The organism is Peptoniphilus obesi ph1, from assembly GCF_000311865.1.
GTDB classification, from domain to species: domain Bacteria; phylum Bacillota; class Clostridia; order Tissierellales; family Peptoniphilaceae; genus Peptoniphilus_E; species Peptoniphilus_E obesi.
On record NZ_HE978580.1, the window covers coordinates 706,963 to 728,505 of the forward strand.

The following is a 21,543-nucleotide window of genomic DNA, read 5'->3' on the forward strand; positions in this document are numbered from 1 at the left end:
TTAATCTTTCCCTCCTAATTTCTTGTTTTCTTCAAGATCTGTAAAAATTTCTAAAATCTCTCCGATGCTTGGCTTATTAATTTCTTGACTAATCTGACCATCAAGCAAAAATAGTACTCTGTCCATTTGAATCGCTACGTTAGGGTCGTGTGTTACAACTATAGTGCTTGTACCTATATCATTCAGCTTCTTCATTTCCTCCAAAACATTGTAAGAAGAATTGGTATCCAGTGCCCCTGTAGGTTCGTCTGCAAAAATAAGGTCTGGTTTAAATAAAAGGGCCCTGGCTATGGCAACTTTTTGTCGTTGACCACCAGACAATTCTGCTGGATAAAACTTCTCTTTACAACTTAAATTTAAAAGATCCAAAGTTTCTTCTAATTCTTTTATATTTAGTCTTTTTTTGATAAGACTATTTTTCAGCTCAATGTTTTCTTCTACATTTAAGACAGGAATTAAGTTAATATCTTGAAATATAAAGTCAAAATTTTTTCTATACAGTTCATTTAACTTTCTTGTGGAAAGCGACCTAATATCTTTGTTTAAAAATAAAATCTCCCCTCTACTAGCTCTTATCATACCGCATAAGCAATAAAGAAGTGTTGACTTTCCTGAACCAGAAGGTCCCATAATCGCTATTGACTCAGACTTTTTTAATGATAAAGATATATCTTTTAAAATATAGTTACTTCCATCAAAAGTATGGTAAAGGTTTTTTACTTTAATAACCTCCATAAAATCATCTCCAATTTTAAAGAAATAAGACCATCAAAATTATAATTAACTTAAAGGCGGTCTTATTATTTAATAGTTTCTTTCATTATTTAGGACTAACTTTAAGCAATTGCTATTTGGCTTATAGCATTGAAACTACTGTTTTAACCAGATTTTCTAGAAAGCACCTTGCTTGAGATGTCCTTTATTTCTTGTAATTTTAGTTTTGTATCCAATAGCCTATACTAAATGAACAACTATTTACAAGCGATGCTATTAGTAGATATGTTTTCAATTTAAAATAGTCGCATATTTGATCAATTAGTTTTATTTCAAGTAGTGGCTCTCCACCTATAAAATCTAATATAACTCCTTTGGGTCTTATCATTTCTTCTGATAGTACATAATCAATAAATTTCTTAGCTACATCAAATGACATTTTTTTGTTTGAAGATTTATGTGTAATATAACAATAATTGCATCTTAAATTACAATTCTCTGTTACAATAAATGTTAATGTCTGAGCAAGACCATCTTTCCAAATATTAATTTCTTTTCCAAGTTTATAGGTCGTCTTATTTTCTATCATCTTTATTTAAATTATTATTAAATGTACTATGTGAATATTTAGGGTGCTTAGCAGCATTTTTTGCTGTACAACTATACCTACAAGTATTAGTACAAAATAATTTACACACATTAAAAGGAGTAATTTCTCTTCCTACCAAATTATTTTTTAGTTTACTTGAATAATTCATCACTTTATCACCTTTAATTATTATTAATCCTTTACTTTTTCTTTAATTTTATATTTTTTTAACTTTCATTTCAGCTAACTTTTGTGAATAAAAAAAAGCACTAGGAATTAAAGTCCTAATGCTGATTATTAAAATGAATCTACATATCCTAGTTCTCTGACCTTATCTATCATTTCTTGATAATTTCTAACATTTAATTTTTGATATATTCTAGATAAAGATACCGCCAAGCTTCTAACATTTGTGTTAAGTTCTTTAGCTAATTCTTTCCTAGACATGCCATTTGAATACAATCTCACTATTTTTAATTCATATTTCGTCAACGATTCTAACATATGATTTTCTTCAGGAAATATTATCTTATCTTTTTCTACAATACTTTTAATATATTGTATTAAATTTTTAGTATCTTCTTCTTTAGAAATAAAACCTCTACATCCTATTTCTTTAGCTCGTTTTATATAAAATTCTAATTTATATGCAGTTAAGATAACAATTTTAATTTCCTTATACTTTTCTATTAATTTTTCAGCTAGATCTAAGCCATTTACTGTTCCTTCAATACCCGTTAAGTTAATATCTATAAGTAATAGATCATAACTAAGAATTGATTTATCTGTATTAAGTTTTTCAATACTGTCTATTACATCTACAGAAATAGATTGTTCTGTTTCTAAACTCATTTTTAAGGAAGTAGCTACCATTTTATGATCTTCTATTAACAAAATTTTCATTTATAACTCTCCTATCTAATGGAATTTTTATTTTAAATTGTACATATGATTCTTCTAATCCTTCATTATTTTTAAATATTTTATATTCAAATACGCCTCTGTATTGTTTTAAATTAAGTCTTAGAATATTTAATCCTATATTGCCTTCTTTAATTCTAGCATTATCTTTTATATAATCTCCAACATTTGTAACCGTTAAGTAAATCATCTTATTTTCCACTTTCAGAAGAATATTCGTATTATAACCTTTAGAATGCTTAAATGCATTTATTAACAACTCATTAATACACTTATATACTAGCTCATCATAAGGTGATGAAAGTTCAATATCTTTTTTACATTCAAATTCAATAAGCATCTGTTTACTTAAATACATATCTTCTAGATCTGATATAAGTTTATTATATGCATCATACAAAGAACTGTATTCTTTAATCTTAGGATTAAATGAATCAATTTCATGTCGAATTAAATCATTCAATTTATCTAAATTCTGTAATATATAATTTTTATCTGAACCTGACAAATTATCTTCTATCCATCTACGTATCGCTATTATAATTTGAAGTATATCATCATGTAAGAATGTCTGAATTTTTAAAGTATTAAGTCTTTCAATTTCTCTGTTTCTATATATTTCAACATAATAACTATCTAATAATTCATCAAAAGTAACACTTTGATGTTTCTTATACTCCTTATAACTTCTAAATTCTGCTAAATATATAAAAAAGTAAAAAGATAATAAAGTAATATCTACTACAGAAATACCAACTAAATATAGCATTACAAATAAAACAATATAACCTAAAAATAGGTCCCTCATGGCTTTGATAAATAATGCTAATCCATTTCTTACATCCGTTATCATAATTTTATATAGTAATACCGACTCCATTGATATAATTGATAATAGTAGGTACTCACTAATTGAAACATTCTCAATACTATTGATTTTCTTATAAATACAAAAAGAAATAATAAAACATATTTGTAAATATAAAATTACCCCTTTATTATTATGTCTTATTTTTTTATCTAATATATATGAAATACTAGGACTCATTAATAAAATAATAACTACATATTTATATATAAAATCGGATAACGAATAATTATAATTCACTGTTAAAGCTGAAATAGAAAGAATAATAGTTATAATTAGTTTTTTAATATTTAACATATATGTTGAATATATCAGCGCTAAATTTTCTAACAATAATAAGCTGTATATGATTAATTCTATGTGTTTTCCTATCTGTAAACTAATTAGTATTGCATCTTCCATACATATAAACATTATAAATATAATAATTAAAATACTATGCTTTAAAATAAATTTTTTATCAGAATTTAATATTGTAATAACATACGAAACAAAATTTACAATACTCAGCAAAATCATTATTATAATTCCTATATCTTTTCGTTGATAATACTTTATAAAAGGAATTATAGGTATAAACAAAATAATTTGTAATATAATATGACCAATCAAAATCAAATCTTTTCTTTTCATAATTTTCCTTATAAATGTTGGATAAAAAACAAATAATTGTAACTCTATGATATAGACAATGTGTGATTTTATATCAATATTCTTCTAATATTATTATATACTATATCTCAGTATAAATTAGTTATTTCAATATCTTATATTCTGCCTACTGCTTTCTAGTTATTTTTTACTCTTTTATTTATTGTAACTTTATCAATAATAAATCTCAGCTAACTTTTGTGTATTAAGCATAAATTTATCAAATATTCAAATAATACTTTAATAATCATTGTTTATTCAAATCGAGTAGAGGCTAATTTATAGTCCCTATCACACCACCCGTACGTACCGTTCGGCATACGGCGGTTCAATATTTTCTTGTATCATATTATTTATGTATCTGTTTAACTTTATTCTTTTTGTATCTGAACCTTAAGAGATGAATACGTCCTTACTTGTGTTCCATCAAGTCATAGTGCATCCTTTTCAAATATTACAATAAATATCGTTCCTCCCTTCACTCCATTTCCATTACAGAAACTTCTTCGCTACTATAGATTCTGCTGACTTCTCACTATTCGTTGTTATTACTATTTCGCTAGAGAGACCTCACGGGATAAGCCCTAATACTTTCATCGTTTACTTGCAGAATTTACGCTTTGGGTTTACGGTTACCTTTTGGGTCTTCGCTATCTTCGGCTAGCTTGCCCACCTGTTACGCCTTGTATTCTGTTCCTGTTCGTGAAGCCATGATTTCACTATTGCTTCCTCTCTCCCAGATGTCACCATCAAAAACTTGCAAGTCGCTATTAGATTTGTTGGTAACTACGCTCTGTAGGGATTTTCACCCCCAGCATTAAAACATGCCCGTCATAACAAAAAAATAAAGGCAGTCCGAAGACTGCCGATATTTATCTTTCTGTGCCTTTGCTATGGTCTTTCTTATTTGACTTAGCTTTGTCATCTGTCTTAAAGCTTTTTATTTGCCCTAATATGGACTTTTTATCTTTATCTTGACTCTTTACTTGTTCTTTTGCTTTTAAGAGCTTAGAAGATAAAATACGAACATTCTTATGTTCTTTCCCGTTGTTATCAATACTTGTTTTTACTTGTCCGAATATTTTAACAAAATCTCCCTATTTTGGTTTTCTAAGTCTTTAATCTTATTGCAATATGATTAACAATTGATATAAATTCCCATCGTCATCTTTTAAAATAATTGAAAGTTACTTAATTTAAAGTTTTCAATAGTATCGTATTTGACTCTAACATTGATTCAATTTTAAATATCTTCTTTGTTTAATGTAGAATTTATATAAAAGGATAATTTCTTATACCTCTTCTATATAAAAATCTTCTAGTAATTCAAATTTTGATTTTCTTACTTCACTCTTCTTATACACATATTTTGCTATGTTATCAGGATCGTTAAATAATTTTTTTCTATTTACCCCCAATAAATCTAAATCTTTTACAATTTCTATTTTATTTTCAATTTCTATGGAAATATCAGGAACTATTTTCTGTATATAGTCTCTCTTTTCTTGTTTATTCAAAATATTAAGTGGTGAATATAAAATATTTTGATAAATAAATCTACCAGATTGTAATGTCATTCTATCAAAATTAATATTAGGGTAATATAATATCATTGGAAAATCAGGTACTTCATAAATATTATTACCATACTTTTTAATTAACAAATATATAAAAGTTGTTAAATATATTATTACATAATCTTCTAATTTCTGTATTTTTAGTTCAAATGAATAATTTGTTAATTTTGATAATTGGAAAAAAATATCCCTCTACATATTCAGCTCTTCATTTTTGTTTTTAAGAAATACTTGAAGAAGCCTTTGATTTAATTCATTTGGCCTATCCATAATATATCCTTCTTTAATTCCCTTATCATACCAATCTACAGCTTTTATTATTTCAGACGTATATGCATTGTGTTTACTTTTTTTTAATAAAACTTTGATCATATTTAAATTATTAGATAATGAAATTATGAATCCTTTCCTATTATTCTTATAAAATTCTAATAATTTATTATAAAACATAACTTTTGTTTCATTTTGTTCGATTAAATCATTATAAAAGTATTGTATTTTTCTTCCTGAAATTTCATCACTAAATTTTATGAAATTATTTTTCTTAAATATATGGATATATCCTGTGTTTTCAAAGTTATCACAACACGAAAAGTATAACGCGACTAAAGCTGAACTCGTAATATCTATTAAATTTGTAGGCAACCCATGGTGTTGCGAATAAGATATAAAATTTGACTTTTCAATATCACTTAATTGCGCACTAACTTCATAGAAATATTCATCTATCATCTCATCAATTATAGATCTATTTGAATCGATAAAATTATCTCTATAACATGATGCCGCAATATTCGTATACTTCCTCGATTCTCCCCTGAAATATGCATCCAATAAATTTTTTTCTTTAAGAATTTTAATATAATCATATAAACTGCGAGCTCTTAATAATTCCATACTACCTCCTTATTGTTTACACTTTTTTATTATCTACTTAGGCTGAACAATTGACATACATTTTTTTAGTTTTAAATACTCTAATCAAAAGGTAAAAAAGAATTAGATTAATTCCACTTCTTTAGTCTTTAATATTTTCTTGCCTATAATTTTCTAGACAGTGCCTGGAAAATTACATCTCATTAATCCTATTTGATAAAGTTGTGACTACATCAACAACCTTATCAAAGGTCAAATCTCCAATATACTTATTTTCATTAAGATATACTTCCCACAAGGATCTTAGGTATGAATCTTCTTTTATGTCCTCGATTATTTCCTCATAGTCTTTCATTATCTCCTGACTTCCTCTTTTTTTTGAAATTTTCTCTATTGCTTCTTTTAAAATTTCATAATCTATCTCATCTTTTTTCAGCTTGTAGAGAGTGTATAGGTCGTAGAAGTCTCTCATTCGTGTTGTTGTTATATTTCTTCTGATTATGTTTTCGTATTTTTCAGCTAAAATTGTTTCTAATGGGTATACCATTATTTTTACATCTTCTTTACTAAAGAGATGTATTCTATTTCCCTTGGTATTGTTGCTTCTCCCGTTGTTAGATCAAGTTTCATAGGATTTTTTACTCATTCCTATTTTTACTAATAGCAATCAAAAAAGCACCTACCATTTTGATAGATGCCACTAAACATATTTAAATTATTCTTTTACTATAGGAACCCATAATTCCATTTTATAGTCTTCTGAATTAGGGTCTCCATCTCCATATACTTCAAAATCGGGACTTTCATCATGTCTATATCCTTCTTTAGGAAAGAAATATGAAATAATATACTTCCATCCTTCGTGAATACACTTTGGTATAGGTCCTTGTAAGCTTACAATAGCATACTCTTTTTCAGGAATGCTAAGCGTATCCAAACCTAACTCTTTAGCTTTTACTTCATCCGTTAAATCAAAACCAGCTAAATATATAAATGAATCTTCTTCATCCATTATATAGTCATATCCTACGCCAAAGATTTGACCATTACCAAACTCTTCAAATTTTTCTCTTGGTACTTTTTCAACCAGCCTATCCCAAACTTTTGGGAAATTTGAACTTTTAGTTACATCTGATTTAATACCAGCTACTTTAAACGCTTTCTTTTTCTCAATCTTAATATCCATTTGATTTCCTCCTTGAACTGAAATTGAAAAGTAGATTCTTGGGAAATATTGATACTTTTCTCCTTTTTTTACTTGACCTGGAGTTAGCTTATGAAAACTTTTAAAAGCTAAGGCAAAAGAATCCTGAGAATTATAACCATATTTTATTGCGATGTCTATAATTCTTTTATCTGAATTTTTTAAATCAATTGCAGCATTTGTCATCTTTCTTAATCTTATATATTCAGATAATGAATATCCTGATACGATTGAAAATATTCTTGAAAACATTGGAAATGAATATCCTGTTATCCGTGTTATTTCTTTTTCATCAAGTTCATCAGTTAAGTTATCTTCAATATAGTCTATTGCTAAGTTAAAAGATTTCATTATATCCATATTTCCACCACCTTTCATTTAAATTGTACAAGGATTTATTAAATTATACCCGATAATGCTAATACAAATATTATATCATCACATGTTTATACTATTTTTCTTCTCTGCCAGACTTCTTATCTTGCTCTTTATGTTCCCGATATTAATCACAATAATACCTCCATATATTTTCTAATTTCATCTTCTATTTTAAATAGTCTACTGTATTTTATGAGTCGTCTTAGATTTTTATTTGCTGATTTAAAGTATCTTTTTATGGCTTCTGTAAAAATCTGCTTATCTATTTTTTCTCTATCGATTACGATATCGCAAATTGTTCGATCAATATCATAAACTGGTATGAGATTGCCTTGTGGTGACTTTATTTCTTCCTTGCCAATCTCGTATAAGTCTTTTTTTACATAGTGAACTTGCAGATCTTCGTACCTCTTTTTGATATGGCTTGCATTGTAGCCTTGGGGTACAGATATATGAAATACATTTGGAGTTCTGTCAGACAGGTCGTGGAGATAGAGGGCTGTTTGATGGGAAAATATAATTCGATTTCTATTTGATGATATTAAAACAAAATCGTCTATTACTTTTCCTTTTAATTGATATAGTCCCGGTCTTAATCTTTCTAATTGTCCGCTCTTTGTTAATTCTGATAAATTATGTCTAGTATATCCAAGTTCTTCTGCTTCTTTATTAGTTATTATTAAATTTTCTTGTATATAATCTTTAAGTGTATCCATAGTCCGCCTCCTCTCATTTACGCTTTTATTATATGTTATAAAAGCGATTATGTAAAGTTGGCTTGTGAATTTTTAATATTTTGAAAAGGATGTAACGAATCCTTACTTCCTTTAATAAAAAAAGAGCAGCCTTATTTAAGCTACTCTTGTAGAAAGTATAAAATGGGTTTTTTCTTATTAAATTTTTCTTTGTGTCTCCTCATACCAGTTGCAAAACTACTCTTACGTCCATGTAGTTTTTTTGAGTCTTTTTGACGTATCCTTCTTCATCTTTATCAAAGACAAAATGCTTGTAAAACTGCTTAAAATGCAGGATTTCTATATTTACATCTTTTGTATCAACGCTATAGCTTCCACATGATATGTTCTTGGAAATTGGTCTACTATTTCAAATTTTTCTATTTTATATCCTCTTTCTATAAATTCTTTTAAGTCTCTTACTTGGGTTACTGGGTTACAGGATATATATAGGTACTTTTTTGCATCAAAGTTTATTATGTCCCCTATGGCTTTTGGGTTTATTCCTTCTCTTGGTGGGTCAAGGACTATTAAATCTGGTTTAAAGTCTAGGTTTTTTACTTCTTTAAATACGTCTCCGCAGATAAATTCTACATTCTCTAATTTATTTTCTTTGGCGTTTTCTCTTGCTGCTTGGACTGCTTCTTCTACTATTTCTATACCGATTGCTTTTTTTGCAGATTGTCCTAAGATTTGTGTTATTGTGCCTGTTCCTGAATATAGGTCAAGGATTTGTAAGCCTTCTGTTTCTTCTAGCATATTGATTGCTTCTTGGTAGAGGACTTTTGCTGACTGGGTGTTGGTTTGGAAGAAGGAATATAGGCTTATTTTAAATTTTAATCCTAGTATTTCTTCTATTAAGTAGTCTTGCCCGTAGTAGACTGAAACTTTTTCTGGAATTACAGCATCTGATAGTGAATCGTTTATTGTGTGAATTATCCCTACTATTTCACCTTTTATTTCTAGTTTTTTTACTTCTTCAAAGTAGTCTGTGTAGTCATATTCTTCTGAGCTTGTTACAAGGTTTACTAGCATCTGTCCTTTTTGATTTCTTCTAAGTAAAAGGTGTCTTAGTTTTCCTTGGTGTTTTGTTCTGTGGTAGGGTTTGATTTTTCCATCAAAGTATTTTCTCGTAAATGTATGGATTGTGTTAAAATCTTGGTCTACTATGTTGCATTCTTCTGTGTTTACTGTTTCGTAAAATTTTGCTTTTTTGTGTAGGCCCAAAGTCAACGGCCCATCTATATATTCATCGGAAAATGTGTATTCCATTTTATTTCTATATTCTTTGTAGCTTGGCGATTTTATTATTTCAAAGTCTTCTATTCCTATTTCTTTGTAGAGTTCTTTTAGAAGGGTCTTTTTATAGTTTATTTCATCGTCATAGGACATGGTTTGGTAAGTGCATCCCCCACATTCATCAAAGTGGATGCAGTTTGATTTTCCTTCTAGGTCTGATCTTTCTAAAACTTTTGTGATTTTTCCCTTGCTTCTTCTTGATATTTTTGCTTCGACAACTTGCCCAAGTATGCCGCCTTTTGTTTTTAATTCTCTATCGTTTGAACTTATGGTTGATTTGTTTGGAAATTCTACTTTTTCTATTTTTCCTATAATTGTTTTATTTTTTCGCATGACATATCTCCGTATTTGTAATATATTTATAATAATATTATATAAAAGAGGTAATTTATGAAAAAATTTTTTAAGTTTGCTTTCATTCCCCTAATATTAATTATACTATTTGTTGTCTATTTTTATTTTTTTAGGACTGTTGGTAAAAATACTATTCCAGTTATTACCTATCACAGTATACAAGATAGTAATGAAGATGGAAATGAATATATTATAAAAACTGAAAGTTTTGAGGAAATGGTAAAGGGTCTAAAAGAAAATAATTTTACTTTTTTATCTTTGAGTGATGTTGAAGATATTGTCTATAATGGGAAAGAACTTCCAGAAAAGTCTGTTTTGATTACTTTAGATGATGGCTATAAAGATAATTATACTGATGTTTATCCTATTATTAAAAAGTATGATGCCCACGCTTCTATATTTTTGATTGGATCTAAGCTTGATAGTGAGGGGTTTTTATCTTCTTCTGATGTTATAGAAATGGCTGAGTCTGGTTTTATAGATTTTGGTTCTCATTCTTATAATTTGCACGATCTTTTCGAAGATGGACCTAACAAAGGCAAGACTTGGTTGTCTGCAAAGCTTGAGGGTGAAAGTGATGAGCATTATTTTAATAAGATAAAAGATGATTTGATTTGGAATAACAATTTTATTTATGAAAGATCTTCAGTTTTTCCTACTGCTATTGCCTATCCTGGTGCTATGGTTAATGATATTATTATCAAGGCTAGCAAGGAAGCTGGTTTAAAGATTGGTTTTGTTGGAGCGAATAAGACTGCTTCTAAGATAGCTGATCTTGATCCTTATGAAATAAAAAGATTCAATATAAGACAATCAACTAATATAAAAAGAATGGTTAGATTTTTATCTAATTGAGTATAAAAAAGACCTTAGACTAATTAAAATCTAAGGTCTTTGTTTTTTATCTTATTTTAAAAGTAGTTCAGGTAATTTTAATGGTTCGATATATTCATCGCCCTTATAAATTCTCATGTTTCCGCCTGAAACTTCATCAATTAGCATTATATTTCCTTCATTATCTCTACCAAATTCAAGTTTTAGGTCATATAATGTTAATCCATTTTCAGCTAGGATATCTCTTATAAGGTCTGAAATTTCTCTTGTAAGCTTAATTAATGTTTCATATTCTTCTGCTGTTAGAAGTCCTAAAGCTACAAGACCATCTTTTGTAATAGGTGGGTCGCCAGCATCGTCATCTTTTAGAGTTACTTCACAAAATCCGTCAAGATCTTGTCCTTCTTCTGCATACATATGGTATCTTCTGTAAAAACTTCCAACTGCTTTGTATCTGCAGATAAATTCTAGTCCTTTACCAAATGTTTTTGCAGGAAGCACTTCCATTGTCTTTTCTTCAAGATCAGAATCCACATAGTGTGTAGGAATGTTCTTTTCTTTGAATTTTTCAAAAAAGAATTTTGTTAATGCTAGTGCCGCATGGCCAGAACCTTCCATAGTAAGACCTACTTGATTTTCGCCTGGATCAAAGACGCCATCTTTTCCAGTTACATCGTCCTTAAATTTTAATAGGTAATTTCCATTTTCAAGTTTGAATAAATCTTTTGTCTTTCCTTTGTTTATTAGTTCCATATTAACCCCCTAATTTTTAAATACATTAAGTATTATACTACTATTTTCTTAAATGAAAATATTTTTTACTATCTTTTTTTTATAAATTTCTTTGATCATATAGTCTTTTGGATCTATAATCTTAATTGATGTTAAGCTTTCTAATTCTTCTTTTATGTAGGGAAAGTGGGTACAGGCTAGGACCAAACTTTCTGTACCAATATTTTCTAAAAATTTCAAAAAGTTTTTCATGTCCAGTATTTCTATAATTTCTTGTCTATCTCTTTTTTCTTCTATCAAATTAACAAGCCTAAGCATGCCGATAGATAGAGTATCTGCATCTTTATTTGCATCTTTTATTATCTTATCTATCTTATAAGCAGAAAGAGCATTTGCTGCTAATATGCAAATTTTTTTATCTTTTACATCCTTATAGGCTTCTAAAGGCGTGATTATTTCTATGTTTTCTTTTGCTGAAATTTTTTTATAATCAACTGCAGAGCTCAAAGAGTTGCAATATACAAATATTTTTTCAGCGGACTTGTTTTTCGCATCTTTTATTTTCTCAGTAAAAATAGATTCTAATTCTTCTTTAGAATAATATTGAAGCTTTGTTTGTTCTTCTGGATTTTTTGAAAAAGGATAGGCTAGACTTTCAAATCCACTTTCTTTTAATACATCTATACCCATCTGAGTGTCTCTTGGAGTTCCTGCAAATACTGCTATTTTCAATCTACCACCTCTTCTTTTTATTTTATCATATTTAAAAAATAATATTTGGGTATTAATTATTTAGTATATTAGGGGTGATTATTTGAATAATATTGATGAAGAAAGACACTATAAGTTAAATCAAATGCTAGTAAATTTATCTGAATTTGATTATGACATGGTTTATGCCCTTGTTGAAAGGCTTTCAGAAGATAGTCAAGATGTGGATGAAGCTCAAGAAGTAGAAGATAAATTGCACGACCAATATGGTCAAGACTATATAGATAGCCTTGATGAAAAATCTTTTACTGATATGCTTGGAGAAGATTATTTAGAAAGACTTATGCATTGGAGAAATGATTAAAATCTAATATTTTTAAATTTTAGGCTCATTATGGGCCTTATTTTTTTGTGAACTTATTTATAAGAAAGCTAAATATAAAATAAAATATGGAAAAAAGGATAAAACTTAAAAATATTGATCCTAGTTTTTCAGAGTTTGATAAATTCGTATAGTTTGAACTTATAAAATAAAAATAAATCTGCACTAAAATATATCCTAGTGATGCTCCTAAATAATTTTTCATTTTTCCTACTTATGTATTTTAATCTTCTGTTTTGATTTTATCATAAATAAAAAAGCTGTGCTTATAAGTAAACACAGCTTTGTCTTATGATTTTTTCTTATCCTTAACTTTTTTAAGTCTGAAGAAGTCATCTCTTTCTTTTTCTTCGAGTTCGTTTTCTATATCATTTATCATTTTTTTATATTTTGGTATTTGTACTTTTTCAAGGGCATTGGCTTTTTTACCAGTCTTTTTTATTTCTTGAGCCAGTCTAAAGATGCTTGTTTCAATTTCTGCTAGTTGGTAGATTAGATATTTTATATTGTGCATGTCTAGGGATGCTATATCGAAAGCTACTGTTGTGTTATGAAGTGAATATTCTGTCTTTAATTCTTCGCTTTCGTATTTTACCTTAGGTATTTCTACTCCCATTACAGATTTTGATACTATTTCATATTCTTTTTCCTTTGCTATAGAATGGCTCATTTCATAGACTGGTCCGGAACCCATTGTTATTGAAGCTTCTAGCAGGGACTCGTAAGATTTTTTAAATGATTCTTCGATTTTTTCTTGCAGGTCTGCTGCTTCTTTGTTTCGGTCCATTATTTCTTTTATTAAGACTGTTCTTTTTTTGTCTAGTAGTTCATAGCCCTTTTCTGCAAAATTATAGGCATCTTTTAAGGCCAAGAGATTTGCCTTGGTAGCTGCTATTTTTTTTGTCATATTTATTCACCCAAATACTTTTTCTTTAATTTTGGACTGATTCTATCTAGCGAATCTTTTGGTAAGATTTTTAAAAGTTCCCAGCTAAGGTCTAAACTTTCTTCTATGTCCCTATTTTCGTCAAAGTTTTGTGATAAAAATCTTTTTTCAAATTCTTTTCCAAATTTTAAAAACATCTTATCTTTATCGCTTAGGTCTTCTTCTCCAACGATTTGTGCTAGGGCTCTTACTTCTTGTACTCTGGAGTAGGCTGCAAAAAGTTGTGATGATACATCTGCATGGTCATCTCTTGTGTAGTCTTCTCCTATGCCGTCTTTCATAAGTCTTGAAAGTGATGGAAGGATATCAACTGGTGGATAAATTGCTTCTTGGTTTAAATCTCTTCCTAGTACAATTTGTCCTTCTGTTATAAATCCTGTTAGGTCGGCTATTGGGTGTGTTATATCATCATTTGGCATGGTTAATATTGGAATCAAAGTTATTGATCCATCAATTCCTCTTATCATTCCTGCTCTTTCATAAAGCATGGCAAGGTCTGAATATAAGTGACCTGGGTAGCCTTTTCTTGATGGAACTTCTTCTCTTGATGATGATACTTCTCTTAGTGCTTCTCCGTAGGATGTTATGTCTGTCATTATTACCAAAACTTGTTTATTTTTTTCAAATGCTAGATATTCTGCTGCCGTTAAGGCACATTTTGGAGATATCAATCTTTCCATTATTGGGTCGTCTGCATAGTTTATATACATTACTAGTTTTTCTAGAACGCCTGCATTTTTAAATGTTTGTCTAAAGTAATCTACTTCATCATGTTTTGCACCTATTGCCGCAAATACGATTACAAAGTCTGAACCTTGGTCATCTTTTATTTTTGCTTGTTTTGCTATCTGTGCAGCTAGTTCGTTGTGAGGAAGTCCTGATCCTGAAAAGATTGGTAGTTTTTGTCCCCTTATCAAAGTTGTCAATACATCTATTGATGAGATTCCAGTTTGTATAAAGTTTCTTGGATATTTTCTGCTGGCTGGGTTTATTGGTCTGCCGTTGATGTTGTAAAATTTATCTGCATAGATAAGTGGTCCCTTGTCTATTGGTTCTGCAAGTCCATTAAAAACTCTTCCTAGTATTTCTTCTGATAAGGGAATTTCAAATGGTCTTGCTTCAAAACTTAGTTTTAAGTTTCTTGTTGATACGCCAAGGTTGTCTCCAAAAACTTGAACTGTTGCCTTATCTCCATTTATTTTTACAACTTGACCTAGTCTTGTTTTTTCATCTTCTAGAGATGTAATTTTTACTATTTCTTCATTTGATACTCTGTGTAAGTTTGAAAGTTCTATTAAGGATCCTTCAACCTTATCGAGTAGTAAATATTCTTTTTTCAAAATTCCACCTACCTTACATAAGTTTCATCTAAGTTTGCATAAAAATCTTTAATTTCTGTAGCTAGCTTAGGAAAAGCATCTAAGTTGTCGTTTTCAATTTCGTATTTCATGTTTATAACTTTTGTAAATATTTCTTCGTTTTTAACTTTTGAAATTGGTATGTGATTTTTTACGGCTTCTTTAGATTCTTCATATAGTAAGTCTATAATTTTTAGCATTTCGAATTGTTTTTCTAATGGAACAAAGCTATCTATTTCATTAAAGGCATTTTGTTGTAGGTAGGCTACCTTGACTATTTTACATATTTCAAGTATCAATCTTTGGTCATCTGGTAGTACATCTTCTCCTACTAGCATTACAATTTCGTTTAATTTTGCTTCTTGATGAAGTAGGTCTAGATATTTATTTCTAAGATAGATTATGTCTCCATCAAGTCTATAATCATAATAGTCTTTTAGCATTTTTGTATAGCCTGAATAAGAGTTGTTCCAGTTTATTGCTGGATAATGTCTTGCATAGGCAAGTTCTTTATCTAGGGCTATAAATACATTTACAAATCTTTTTGTATTTTCTGTAACTGGTTCTGAAAAGTCCCCACCTACTGGAGAAACTGCTCCGATTAAAGTTACTGATCCTTCTTTGCCAGATAGAGATTCTACATAGCCTGCTCTTTCATAAAATTCTGCAATTCTTGATGGAAGATAGGCTGGATATCCTTCTTCTGCTGGCATTTCTTCAAGTCTTCCTGAGATTTCTCTTAGTGCTTCTGCCCAACGTGATGTTGAGTCTGCCATCAAGGCTACGTGGTAACCTTGGTCTCTAAAATATTCTGCAATTGTTACTCCAGTATAGATGCTGGCTTCACGAGCTGCTACTGGCATGTTAGATGTATTAGCTATTAGGATTGTTCTTTGCATCAAAGGTTTGTTGGTGTTTGGGTCTATTAGTTTTGGAAAGTCTTCCAATACTTCTGTCATTTCATTTCCACGTTCCCCACAACCTATATATACTATTATGTCTGCGTCACAATATTTAGCAATTTGGTGTTGGGTCATTGTTTTTCCTGTACCAAATCCACCTGGTATTGCTGTTGTTCCTCCTCTTGCTATTGGGAAAAACACATCAAATATTCTTTGTCCTGTTACAAGTAAGTTTCTTATTGGCTTTCTTTCCTTTATTGGTCTAGGAATTCTAACTGGCCAATTTTGATACATTTTTAATTCTTTTATTTCTCCCTTATTTGTCTTTACTTTTGCAATTACTGTTTCTATATTGTAGGAACCATCTTCAAGAACTTCTACAACTTCTCCTTCTACTCCAATTGGTACAAGGATTTTATGTTCAATGATTTCTGTTTCTTGAACTCTTGCTATGATTTGTCCTTCTTCTACATGATCGCCTTTTTTTATAAGAAATTTTGTTTGCCAAAGTTTTTCTTCATCCAAAGAAATTAATCCTATTCCTTCTGGAATAAAGTTTCCATATTTATCTTTTATTTTTTCTAGTGGTCTTTGGATCCCATCAAATATATTTGATATTATGCCAGGACCAAGTTTTACAGATAGGGCAGATCCTGTTGAAATTATTTCTTCATCTCTTTTTAGTCCAGTTGTTTCTTCGTATATTTGTATTGTAGCAAGATCATTTTCAATTTTTACTACTTCACCGATTAGTTTTTTTTCACCAACTAAAACCATTTCTCTTAGTTTGAACTTTGCCATGTTTTTACCGATGACAACTGGTCCGTTTATGGATAAAATTTTTCCTTTTTCCATCTGCTCACACTCTTTCCTTTAGGGCAAATCTAAGCATTTTACCTATCTCATATTTTTTATCTTCAACTCTTGCTCTTAATGAGCAGTTTAGGTTGTAAGATCTAGCAATATCAGAAATTATAAATCCCCCTAGGTAAAATTCGTCTAGGCTTTTAAATTGAAGGTGGATGTCTTTTCTTTCTGCGATTTCTCTGAAGCCACTTTTTAATTTAACATCCCTATTTAAAACATAGACAATATATTCGCCCTCATCCATATCCGCAATAACTCTTGCGAATCTTTTTAATTCAAAGTCGATATATTCTTCTGTTTCAGAAAATTCTTCAAGCTTTTTATATAAATCATTTAAAAATCCAAGCAAGACAGATTCGTTTTTTTGAAGTTCTCTAATTCTTCTTTCTTCAGTTTCATTGCTTAGCATTTCATATGATTTTTGCTTAGCTAATTTAACTCTTCTGTCTATAATTTCTTGGCTTTTTCTTTCTATTTCTTCTGATTTTTCCTTAAGAATTTCCTGGCATTCTATTTTGTTTTTCTTTAATCTTTTTGCACATTCTTTTTGTTTATCTTGGTAAACAATCCTATTGAATATATCGATTTTATTTTCTAGTAATATCATTTGCTCACCCTATTTTTACTCCTAGTGCTTCTTTAACATATCTCAATAAGAAGTCCTTATCTTTTAAGCCATCTTTTCCAGGTATTGTAACTACAAGAGGCCTTACTGCATTTAGTTTTAAATAAGTAACCTCTTCTTCTATTTTTTCAAAATCTTCTTCATTAAGAATTATTATTCCAATATCCTTGTCTTTTGCTTTTTCTCTAAATGTAGATAAAAGACTTTTATCATCTACAATCTCTCCCTCAATACCTGCAAGTCTTAAGCCGGTAAGAGTGTCCATGCTTCTTGTTATCAAAAAAGATCTCATTATAATCTACCTAGGATCATAATTGAAATAATAAGTCCATAAATTGCAATACCTTCTGCTAGTCCAAGGAAAATCATTGATTTACCAAGTATTTTTGGATCTTCTGATACTGCTCCGATTGCAGAAGATCCTACACTAGAAACTGCAACGCCTGCTCCAAGTGCTGCAAGTCCTGTTGAAAGTCCTGCTGCAATAAATCCAAGTCCTGAAGAACTATCTCCTGCTGCTTGTGCGTGTACAAATTCTGGAACTATTGTTACTGCTATTAGTGAGATGATAGGAATAAAGAATAAAAGGTTGAGTCTAAGTACTGCTTTTAATTTTTTTCTGCTTGCTGGTGTATCTTTGTAGATACAATAAACGCCTGCAAATATAAGTGATAATACTTCTATGATTGATAATGTTAAAACAATTTTCATTTTAATTTTCCTCCAAAACAATTTTTTCTGTTTTAAATTCGTAACCTTCGCCTAAAAAGTATTTACTAAACATTTCATAATATTCAAGTCTTAAACTTTGAATAAATACTATTAGACCTTCTAGGGATATGATTACAATATTTCCAATAATTAATGCGACTATATTCCAAAAGCCTGATCCAGTCATTTGACCGACCGTTTTAAAGGCTAAAAACAAACCAACGTGGTTTATTGCAAAGGCTCCTACCCTGATAAAAGATATTATGTTACTTAGGATTGTAAGTAAGGCTTCTAGCAAAGAGAAGGCTCCTTGTATATAGTAACCTGTGGCATCTGAGTCTTCATAGGCTACTTTTTGTCCACTAAGTAGTTGATAGATTGGTCTTTTAAATATCATTAAAAGTAAAGCCATAAGCATCGCTATTGTTGCAATTTTATTTGGTAAAAATCCATTTCCACCCATAAAATTTAAACCTAGGTCTAGCATAGAAATAAAAACAACAAATCCTGCTAGACCTTCTTTTGAAAATAGGGCTTCTTCGTATTCCTTTATTCTTATCTTATTTATAAATCCGATAATATAAGAGAATACTAAAAGCACTAGACCAAATCCTATTGCATATACAAGGGTTTGATCTATAGTTTCAAAGGGTCTGATCCAGATGGCTGGTAAGAGTTTTTCGTTTCCAAAAACTGATCCATACATTAGTCCAAAAAAGGATGATGCAAGACCCATTCTCTTTAAGAGTTCTCCAAAGTCTTTATTTTTATTTTTCGCAAGGTAAAAACCAAGCAAGATAAATACCAGACCTTGTCCTAAATCTCCAAACATTGATCCAAAAAGTAACATATAGGATATGCCAAAAAAGACTGTAGGATCTACTTCGTCATAACTGGGTATCCCATACATTTGAACTAGTTGCTCGAAAGGCCTAAAAAAAAAGTTATTTTTTAATTTTGTTGGTGGTTTTAAGTTTAGGTCTTTAGGGTCTAAGAATTCTACTTTTAAGCCTTTATACTTGCTAAGTCTTTCCTTCATATCATCTATATCGCTTACTCCTATATAGGCTGATAGATAAAAGTAATTTTTAGATCTTAGCATATATTTTTTAACATTTTCTATATTTTCTTCTACTAGGGTTCTAGCTAGTATTTTCTTTATAATCTCGCTGTCATTTTTTATTAAATTATCTCTATATTCTAGAATATTAGCTTTTTTATCTTGTAAGAATTTCTTTTCTTTTTCAAAATTTTCTATTGTTTCTTTTAGGGTTCCGCTTCCACCCTTTAAAATGTCAACTTCCCTAAAGTTTACGGATTTCAAGATAGTCTCCATACTATTAGCTGCATCTTTTGGATAGATTGCCATGTAAATTTCGTCATCTCCAGAGCTGCTTACATGGAAGATTACAGATAAAAGGTTGCTGTAATTTTTCTTTATCCTGTATCTACCAGCCTTATCCAAGATTCCGAATTTTACATCAAAGTATTCAAGTCTTGAAAGTTCCGTTAAATCAACATTTATATTAGAAAATAGTTCATAATTTTTTTCTATATTTTCTAATTTACTTAGTTTTTCGTTAACTTCTTTTAGCTTATTAATTTTTTCTTTTAAATCTTGATAGAATTTGTCAAAATTTAAGTCTAAATCGACTTCTTCAAAATATTTATCGTCGAGTTTTTCTATATCAAAAAATTTAAGAAGCTCTTTTGCATGTTCTACATCTTCATATTTTTCCTTGTCCTTATCAAATGAAGAAATATAGTTAAGTTCAATATTTCTTTGTAAATTTTCATCATTATTTAAATCTACACTAAAAGCATCGATTTCAAGATCGGTTTTAGCATTTATAAGATTGACAGATTTTGATTTTAAAATATCAAGTATTGCATTGTTGATGTAGTTTAGATTTCCAACCACATTCATCAATTTTATTTTTTCTATCAAATTCTCACTTCCTCAATTTTTCTAATCATATATTTTATAGTTTGATCAAAAGTCAAATTATAGCGAATTGATTCCATCAAAGCACTTATGTCTTTTATTTGAAAATTAAGTAGTAAAACAAAGCTTAGATACTTGCCTATATCGTTGTTATTTTTGTGCATGTATTTTTTTGCTAGGTAATATAGGTATCTATCAGCCCTCCTATTTAAAAATAGGTCTGTGTTTTCTCCTTCAAATAAAAATCCATAGGAGCTCTTTTTAATTTTTTCTATAAATTTATCCATTTCTTCTGTGTAGCAAAGATCTCTTAAATCTTCGTAGGAAAATTCATATCCTGCAAATACACAAAAGTTTATTCTCTCTTCTGGTAATAATTTATAAAATTTATAGGACCTATAAAGCCATATTATGTTTAATAGGTCGATTTTTCTTCCTAATATTTCTTTTAATATCTTTTTATTGTGCTTGCTAAAATTTTTAGAAGTTTCCATAAGGTCTGTATAGTAGAGCCTGTCAAGATTCATTTCCATATAAAAAAGTATTACATCGCTTGATCTATCCTCGTACGGTTTCAAAACGTGGTAATACTTTGTATCCTTTATTTTTTCGATAAAGGCGGGGATGGAATAATCCAAATCTATATTGTAGGTCTTATCTCCTATGCCTAATTCCCTATTAAATTTACTAATTACATTATCTTCTGATCTTTGTAGTGATCTTAAAACTCTTTTTATATTGGTATTTTCATATTCTTCAAGAATAAATTTTGCAAATTCCTTATAAGAAGAGTCGAGATAATGGCTGAGTTTTTTTAGTTTGTTCTCCCTGTATTTTTCTAAAAGAGATGATACTTCATAGATATTTTCATATCCAGTAAAATATTCTCCAACCTCTAAATTATTTTTTAAATAATCTATTATTTCTTCTAGGCTATCCTTGTGAGCCATGTTTATAAAATCTTTATCACTTGCTAACTTTGCGGACATGGCTTGAATTTTTGCATTAATTGCTGAAAAATCTTTTCCTAAAATCATCAGTCATCATCCACATCTAATATAATGTCTTTAAAAACATCTTCTATTAATTTATCTTTTTTATCCAGATAGTTTTTTTCTATTCTCTCTAATTCTTTTAAATTAGAGGCTTTTCTATCTTCGATAATAGACTCTGCATCAGCTATAATTTTATCAAACTCTTGCTGAGCTTCTTTTTTTGCTCTTTCGCTTGATTCTTTTTCTAGCTTTGCAATATTGTCCCTTAGCACTTCTCTTTGTCTAGCAATTTCTTCTTCTGTGTTTGAAACTAGGGTCTTGGTCTTGTTATCGATTTCTATAATTTGATCAATGAGTTCCTTCATATTTA

22 protein-coding genes and 2 pseudogenes are annotated in these 21,543 nt (G+C 29.4%); 2 read left to right on the top strand and 22 right to left on the bottom strand.

The window, feature by feature from the left end; all coding sequences use genetic code 11:
- The 11 genes and pseudogenes from HGPB_RS03055 to rlmD form a co-directional block, all read right to left on the bottom strand.
- Positions 1-735: an ABC transporter ATP-binding protein gene (locus HGPB_RS03055; RefSeq protein ID WP_019132220.1), complete on the bottom strand. Its 735-nt coding sequence runs from the start codon at positions 733-735 to the stop codon at positions 1-3.
- A 199-nt stretch (positions 736-934) separates the two neighbouring features.
- The gene (locus tag HGPB_RS03060; protein ID WP_019132221.1) at positions 935-1,303 is read right to left on the bottom strand and encodes a 4Fe-4S cluster-binding domain-containing protein; all 369 of its coding nucleotides are present in this window, start codon (positions 1,301-1,303) and stop codon (positions 935-937) included.
- A gap of 297 nt (positions 1,304-1,600) precedes the next feature.
- On the bottom strand, positions 1,601-2,206 hold the full coding sequence (locus tag HGPB_RS03070; RefSeq protein WP_019132223.1) for a response regulator: 606 nt from the start codon (positions 2,204-2,206) through the stop codon (positions 1,601-1,603).
- The gene (locus tag HGPB_RS03075) at positions 2,178-3,725 is read right to left on the bottom strand and encodes a sensor histidine kinase (protein ID WP_019132224.1); all 1,548 of its coding nucleotides are present in this window, start codon (positions 3,723-3,725) and stop codon (positions 2,178-2,180) included. Before HGPB_RS03075 ends, HGPB_RS03070 begins: the two co-directional genes overlap by 29 nt.
- Before the next feature lie 890 nt (positions 3,726-4,615).
- A pseudogene (locus tag HGPB_RS08585) lies at positions 4,616-4,950 on the bottom strand (hypothetical protein); the annotation flags it as partial.
- Between the two features lie 85 nt (positions 4,951-5,035).
- Positions 5,036-5,356, bottom strand: coding sequence for a hypothetical protein (locus tag HGPB_RS03080; RefSeq protein WP_148497877.1), 321 nt, complete (start codon positions 5,354-5,356; stop codon positions 5,036-5,038).
- Positions 5,357-5,512: 156 nt separating this feature from the next.
- The gene (locus tag HGPB_RS03085; RefSeq protein WP_019132226.1) at positions 5,513-6,217 is read right to left on the bottom strand and encodes an FRG domain-containing protein; all 705 of its coding nucleotides are present in this window, start codon (positions 6,215-6,217) and stop codon (positions 5,513-5,515) included.
- 172 nt (positions 6,218-6,389) lie between these two features.
- A pseudogene (locus HGPB_RS03090) lies at positions 6,390-6,835 on the bottom strand (nucleotidyl transferase AbiEii/AbiGii toxin family protein); the annotation flags it as partial.
- Positions 6,836-6,911: 76 nt separating this feature from the next.
- Positions 6,912-7,760: an AraC family transcriptional regulator gene (locus HGPB_RS03095; protein WP_019132228.1), complete on the bottom strand. Its 849-nt coding sequence runs from the start codon at positions 7,758-7,760 to the stop codon at positions 6,912-6,914.
- 146 nt (positions 7,761-7,906) lie between these two features.
- Positions 7,907-8,494, bottom strand: a complete 588-nt coding sequence (locus HGPB_RS03100) for a type IV toxin-antitoxin system AbiEi family antitoxin domain-containing protein (RefSeq protein ID WP_019132229.1) — start codon at positions 8,492-8,494, stop codon at positions 7,907-7,909.
- 324 nt (positions 8,495-8,818) lie between these two features.
- Positions 8,819-10,144 carry a 23S rRNA (uracil(1939)-C(5))-methyltransferase RlmD gene (rlmD, locus tag HGPB_RS03105; protein ID WP_019132230.1) on the bottom strand — a complete coding sequence of 442 codons (1,326 nt, stop codon included), beginning with the start codon at positions 10,142-10,144 and terminating at the stop codon, positions 8,819-8,821.
- 57 nt (positions 10,145-10,201) lie between these two features.
- On the opposite strand from rlmD, the gene HGPB_RS03110 reads away from it, so the two are divergent.
- Positions 10,202-11,020, top strand: coding sequence for a polysaccharide deacetylase family protein (locus HGPB_RS03110; RefSeq protein WP_019132231.1), 819 nt, complete (start codon positions 10,202-10,204; stop codon positions 11,018-11,020).
- 51 nt (positions 11,021-11,071) lie between these two features.
- Here the strand turns inward: HGPB_RS03110 and HGPB_RS03115 are convergent, their stop codons facing one another.
- Positions 11,072-11,752, bottom strand: coding sequence for a phosphoribosylaminoimidazolesuccinocarboxamide synthase (locus HGPB_RS03115; RefSeq protein WP_019132232.1), 681 nt, complete (start codon positions 11,750-11,752; stop codon positions 11,072-11,074).
- 48 nt (positions 11,753-11,800) lie between these two features.
- Positions 11,801-12,463, bottom strand: coding sequence for an aspartate/glutamate racemase family protein (locus HGPB_RS03120; protein WP_019132233.1), 663 nt, complete (start codon positions 12,461-12,463; stop codon positions 11,801-11,803).
- A gap of 82 nt (positions 12,464-12,545) precedes the next feature.
- Between HGPB_RS03120 and HGPB_RS03125 the strand changes: the two genes are divergently transcribed.
- Positions 12,546-12,806, top strand: a complete 261-nt coding sequence (locus tag HGPB_RS03125) for a hypothetical protein (protein ID WP_019132234.1) — start codon at positions 12,546-12,548, stop codon at positions 12,804-12,806.
- 307 nt (positions 12,807-13,113) lie between these two features.
- Here the strand turns inward: HGPB_RS03125 and HGPB_RS03130 are convergent, their stop codons facing one another.
- From HGPB_RS03130 to HGPB_RS03170, 9 genes are read right to left on the bottom strand one after another with little or no spacing between them, the layout of a single operon-like run.
- Complete coding sequence (locus HGPB_RS03130; protein ID WP_019132235.1) at positions 13,114-13,731, bottom strand: V-type ATP synthase subunit D; 618 nt, start codon at positions 13,729-13,731, stop codon at positions 13,114-13,116.
- Positions 13,732-13,733: 2 nt separating this feature from the next.
- Positions 13,734-15,110 (bottom strand): V-type ATP synthase subunit B, encoded by a 1,377-nt coding sequence (locus HGPB_RS03135; protein WP_019132236.1) that lies wholly within the window; start codon positions 15,108-15,110, stop codon positions 13,734-13,736.
- 8 nt (positions 15,111-15,118) lie between these two features.
- Entirely contained in the window at positions 15,119-16,885 is a 1,767-nt protein-coding gene (locus HGPB_RS03140; RefSeq protein ID WP_019132237.1) for a V-type ATP synthase subunit A, read from the bottom strand.
- A gap of 4 nt (positions 16,886-16,889) precedes the next feature.
- Entirely contained in the window at positions 16,890-17,504 is a 615-nt protein-coding gene (locus HGPB_RS03145; RefSeq protein WP_019132238.1) for a V-type ATP synthase subunit E family protein, read from the bottom strand.
- A gap of 4 nt (positions 17,505-17,508) precedes the next feature.
- Positions 17,509-17,814 (bottom strand): V-type ATP synthase subunit F, encoded by a 306-nt coding sequence (locus HGPB_RS03150; RefSeq protein WP_019132239.1) that lies wholly within the window; start codon positions 17,812-17,814, stop codon positions 17,509-17,511.
- On the bottom strand, positions 17,814-18,233 hold the full coding sequence (locus HGPB_RS03155; RefSeq protein ID WP_019132240.1) for an ATP synthase subunit C: 420 nt from the start codon (positions 18,231-18,233) through the stop codon (positions 17,814-17,816). The genes HGPB_RS03150 and HGPB_RS03155 overlap by 1 nt, the downstream gene beginning before the upstream one ends.
- 1 nt (position 18,234) lies before the next feature.
- Positions 18,235-20,181 carry a V-type ATP synthase subunit I gene (locus tag HGPB_RS03160; RefSeq protein WP_019132241.1) on the bottom strand — a complete coding sequence of 649 codons (1,947 nt, stop codon included), beginning with the start codon at positions 20,179-20,181 and terminating at the stop codon, positions 18,235-18,237.
- Positions 20,178-21,215, bottom strand: coding sequence for a V-type ATPase subunit (locus HGPB_RS03165; protein WP_019132242.1), 1,038 nt, complete (start codon positions 21,213-21,215; stop codon positions 20,178-20,180). Before HGPB_RS03165 ends, HGPB_RS03160 begins: the two co-directional genes overlap by 4 nt.
- Positions 21,215-21,538, bottom strand: coding sequence for a hypothetical protein (locus tag HGPB_RS03170; protein ID WP_019132243.1), 324 nt, complete (start codon positions 21,536-21,538; stop codon positions 21,215-21,217). Before HGPB_RS03170 ends, HGPB_RS03165 begins: the two co-directional genes overlap by 1 nt.
- Positions 21,539-21,543: the final 5 nt, after the last annotated feature.

Excerpts from the sequence above, each read along its gene's own strand:
- HGPB_RS03150 (WP_019132239.1), bottom strand. The coding sequence starts at position 17,814 with ATGAGATCTTTTTTGATAACAAGAAGCATGGACACTCTTACCGGCTTA.
- HGPB_RS03170 (WP_019132243.1), bottom strand. The coding sequence starts at position 21,538 with ATGAAGGAACTCATTGATCAAATTATAGAAATCGATAACAAGACCAAG.
- HGPB_RS03055 (WP_019132220.1), bottom strand. The coding sequence starts at position 735 with ATGGAGGTTATTAAAGTAAAAAACCTTTACCATACTTTTGATGGAAGT.
- HGPB_RS03145 (WP_019132238.1), bottom strand. The coding sequence starts at position 17,504 with ATGATATTACTAGAAAATAAAATCGATATATTCAATAGGATTGTTTAC.
- HGPB_RS03075 (WP_019132224.1), bottom strand. The coding sequence starts at position 3,725 with ATGAAAAGAAAAGATTTGATTTTGATTGGTCATATTATATTACAAATT.
- HGPB_RS03095 (WP_019132228.1), bottom strand. The coding sequence starts at position 7,760 with ATGGATATAATGAAATCTTTTAACTTAGCAATAGACTATATTGAAGAT.
- HGPB_RS03060 (WP_019132221.1), bottom strand. The coding sequence starts at position 1,303 with ATGATAGAAAATAAGACGACCTATAAACTTGGAAAAGAAATTAATATT.
- HGPB_RS03140 (WP_019132237.1), bottom strand. The coding sequence starts at position 16,885 with ATGGAAAAAGGAAAAATTTTATCCATAAACGGACCAGTTGTCATCGGT.
- HGPB_RS03155 (WP_019132240.1), bottom strand. The coding sequence starts at position 18,233 with ATGAAAATTGTTTTAACATTATCAATCATAGAAGTATTATCACTTATA.
- HGPB_RS03110 (WP_019132231.1), top strand. The coding sequence starts at position 10,202 with ATGAAAAAATTTTTTAAGTTTGCTTTCATTCCCCTAATATTAATTATA.
- HGPB_RS03130 (WP_019132235.1), bottom strand. The coding sequence starts at position 13,731 with ATGACAAAAAAAATAGCAGCTACCAAGGCAAATCTCTTGGCCTTAAAA.
- HGPB_RS03085 (WP_019132226.1), bottom strand. The coding sequence starts at position 6,217 with ATGGAATTATTAAGAGCTCGCAGTTTATATGATTATATTAAAATTCTT.
- HGPB_RS03080 (WP_148497877.1), bottom strand. The coding sequence starts at position 5,356 with ATGATATTATATTACCCTAATATTAATTTTGATAGAATGACATTACAA.
- HGPB_RS03070 (WP_019132223.1), bottom strand. The coding sequence starts at position 2,206 with ATGAAAATTTTGTTAATAGAAGATCATAAAATGGTAGCTACTTCCTTA.
- HGPB_RS03115 (WP_019132232.1), bottom strand. The coding sequence starts at position 11,752 with ATGGAACTAATAAACAAAGGAAAGACAAAAGATTTATTCAAACTTGAA.
- rlmD (WP_019132230.1), bottom strand. The coding sequence starts at position 10,144 with ATGCGAAAAAATAAAACAATTATAGGAAAAATAGAAAAAGTAGAATTT.
- HGPB_RS03165 (WP_019132242.1), bottom strand. The coding sequence starts at position 21,215 with ATGATTTTAGGAAAAGATTTTTCAGCAATTAATGCAAAAATTCAAGCC.
- HGPB_RS03100 (WP_019132229.1), bottom strand. The coding sequence starts at position 8,494 with ATGGATACACTTAAAGATTATATACAAGAAAATTTAATAATAACTAAT.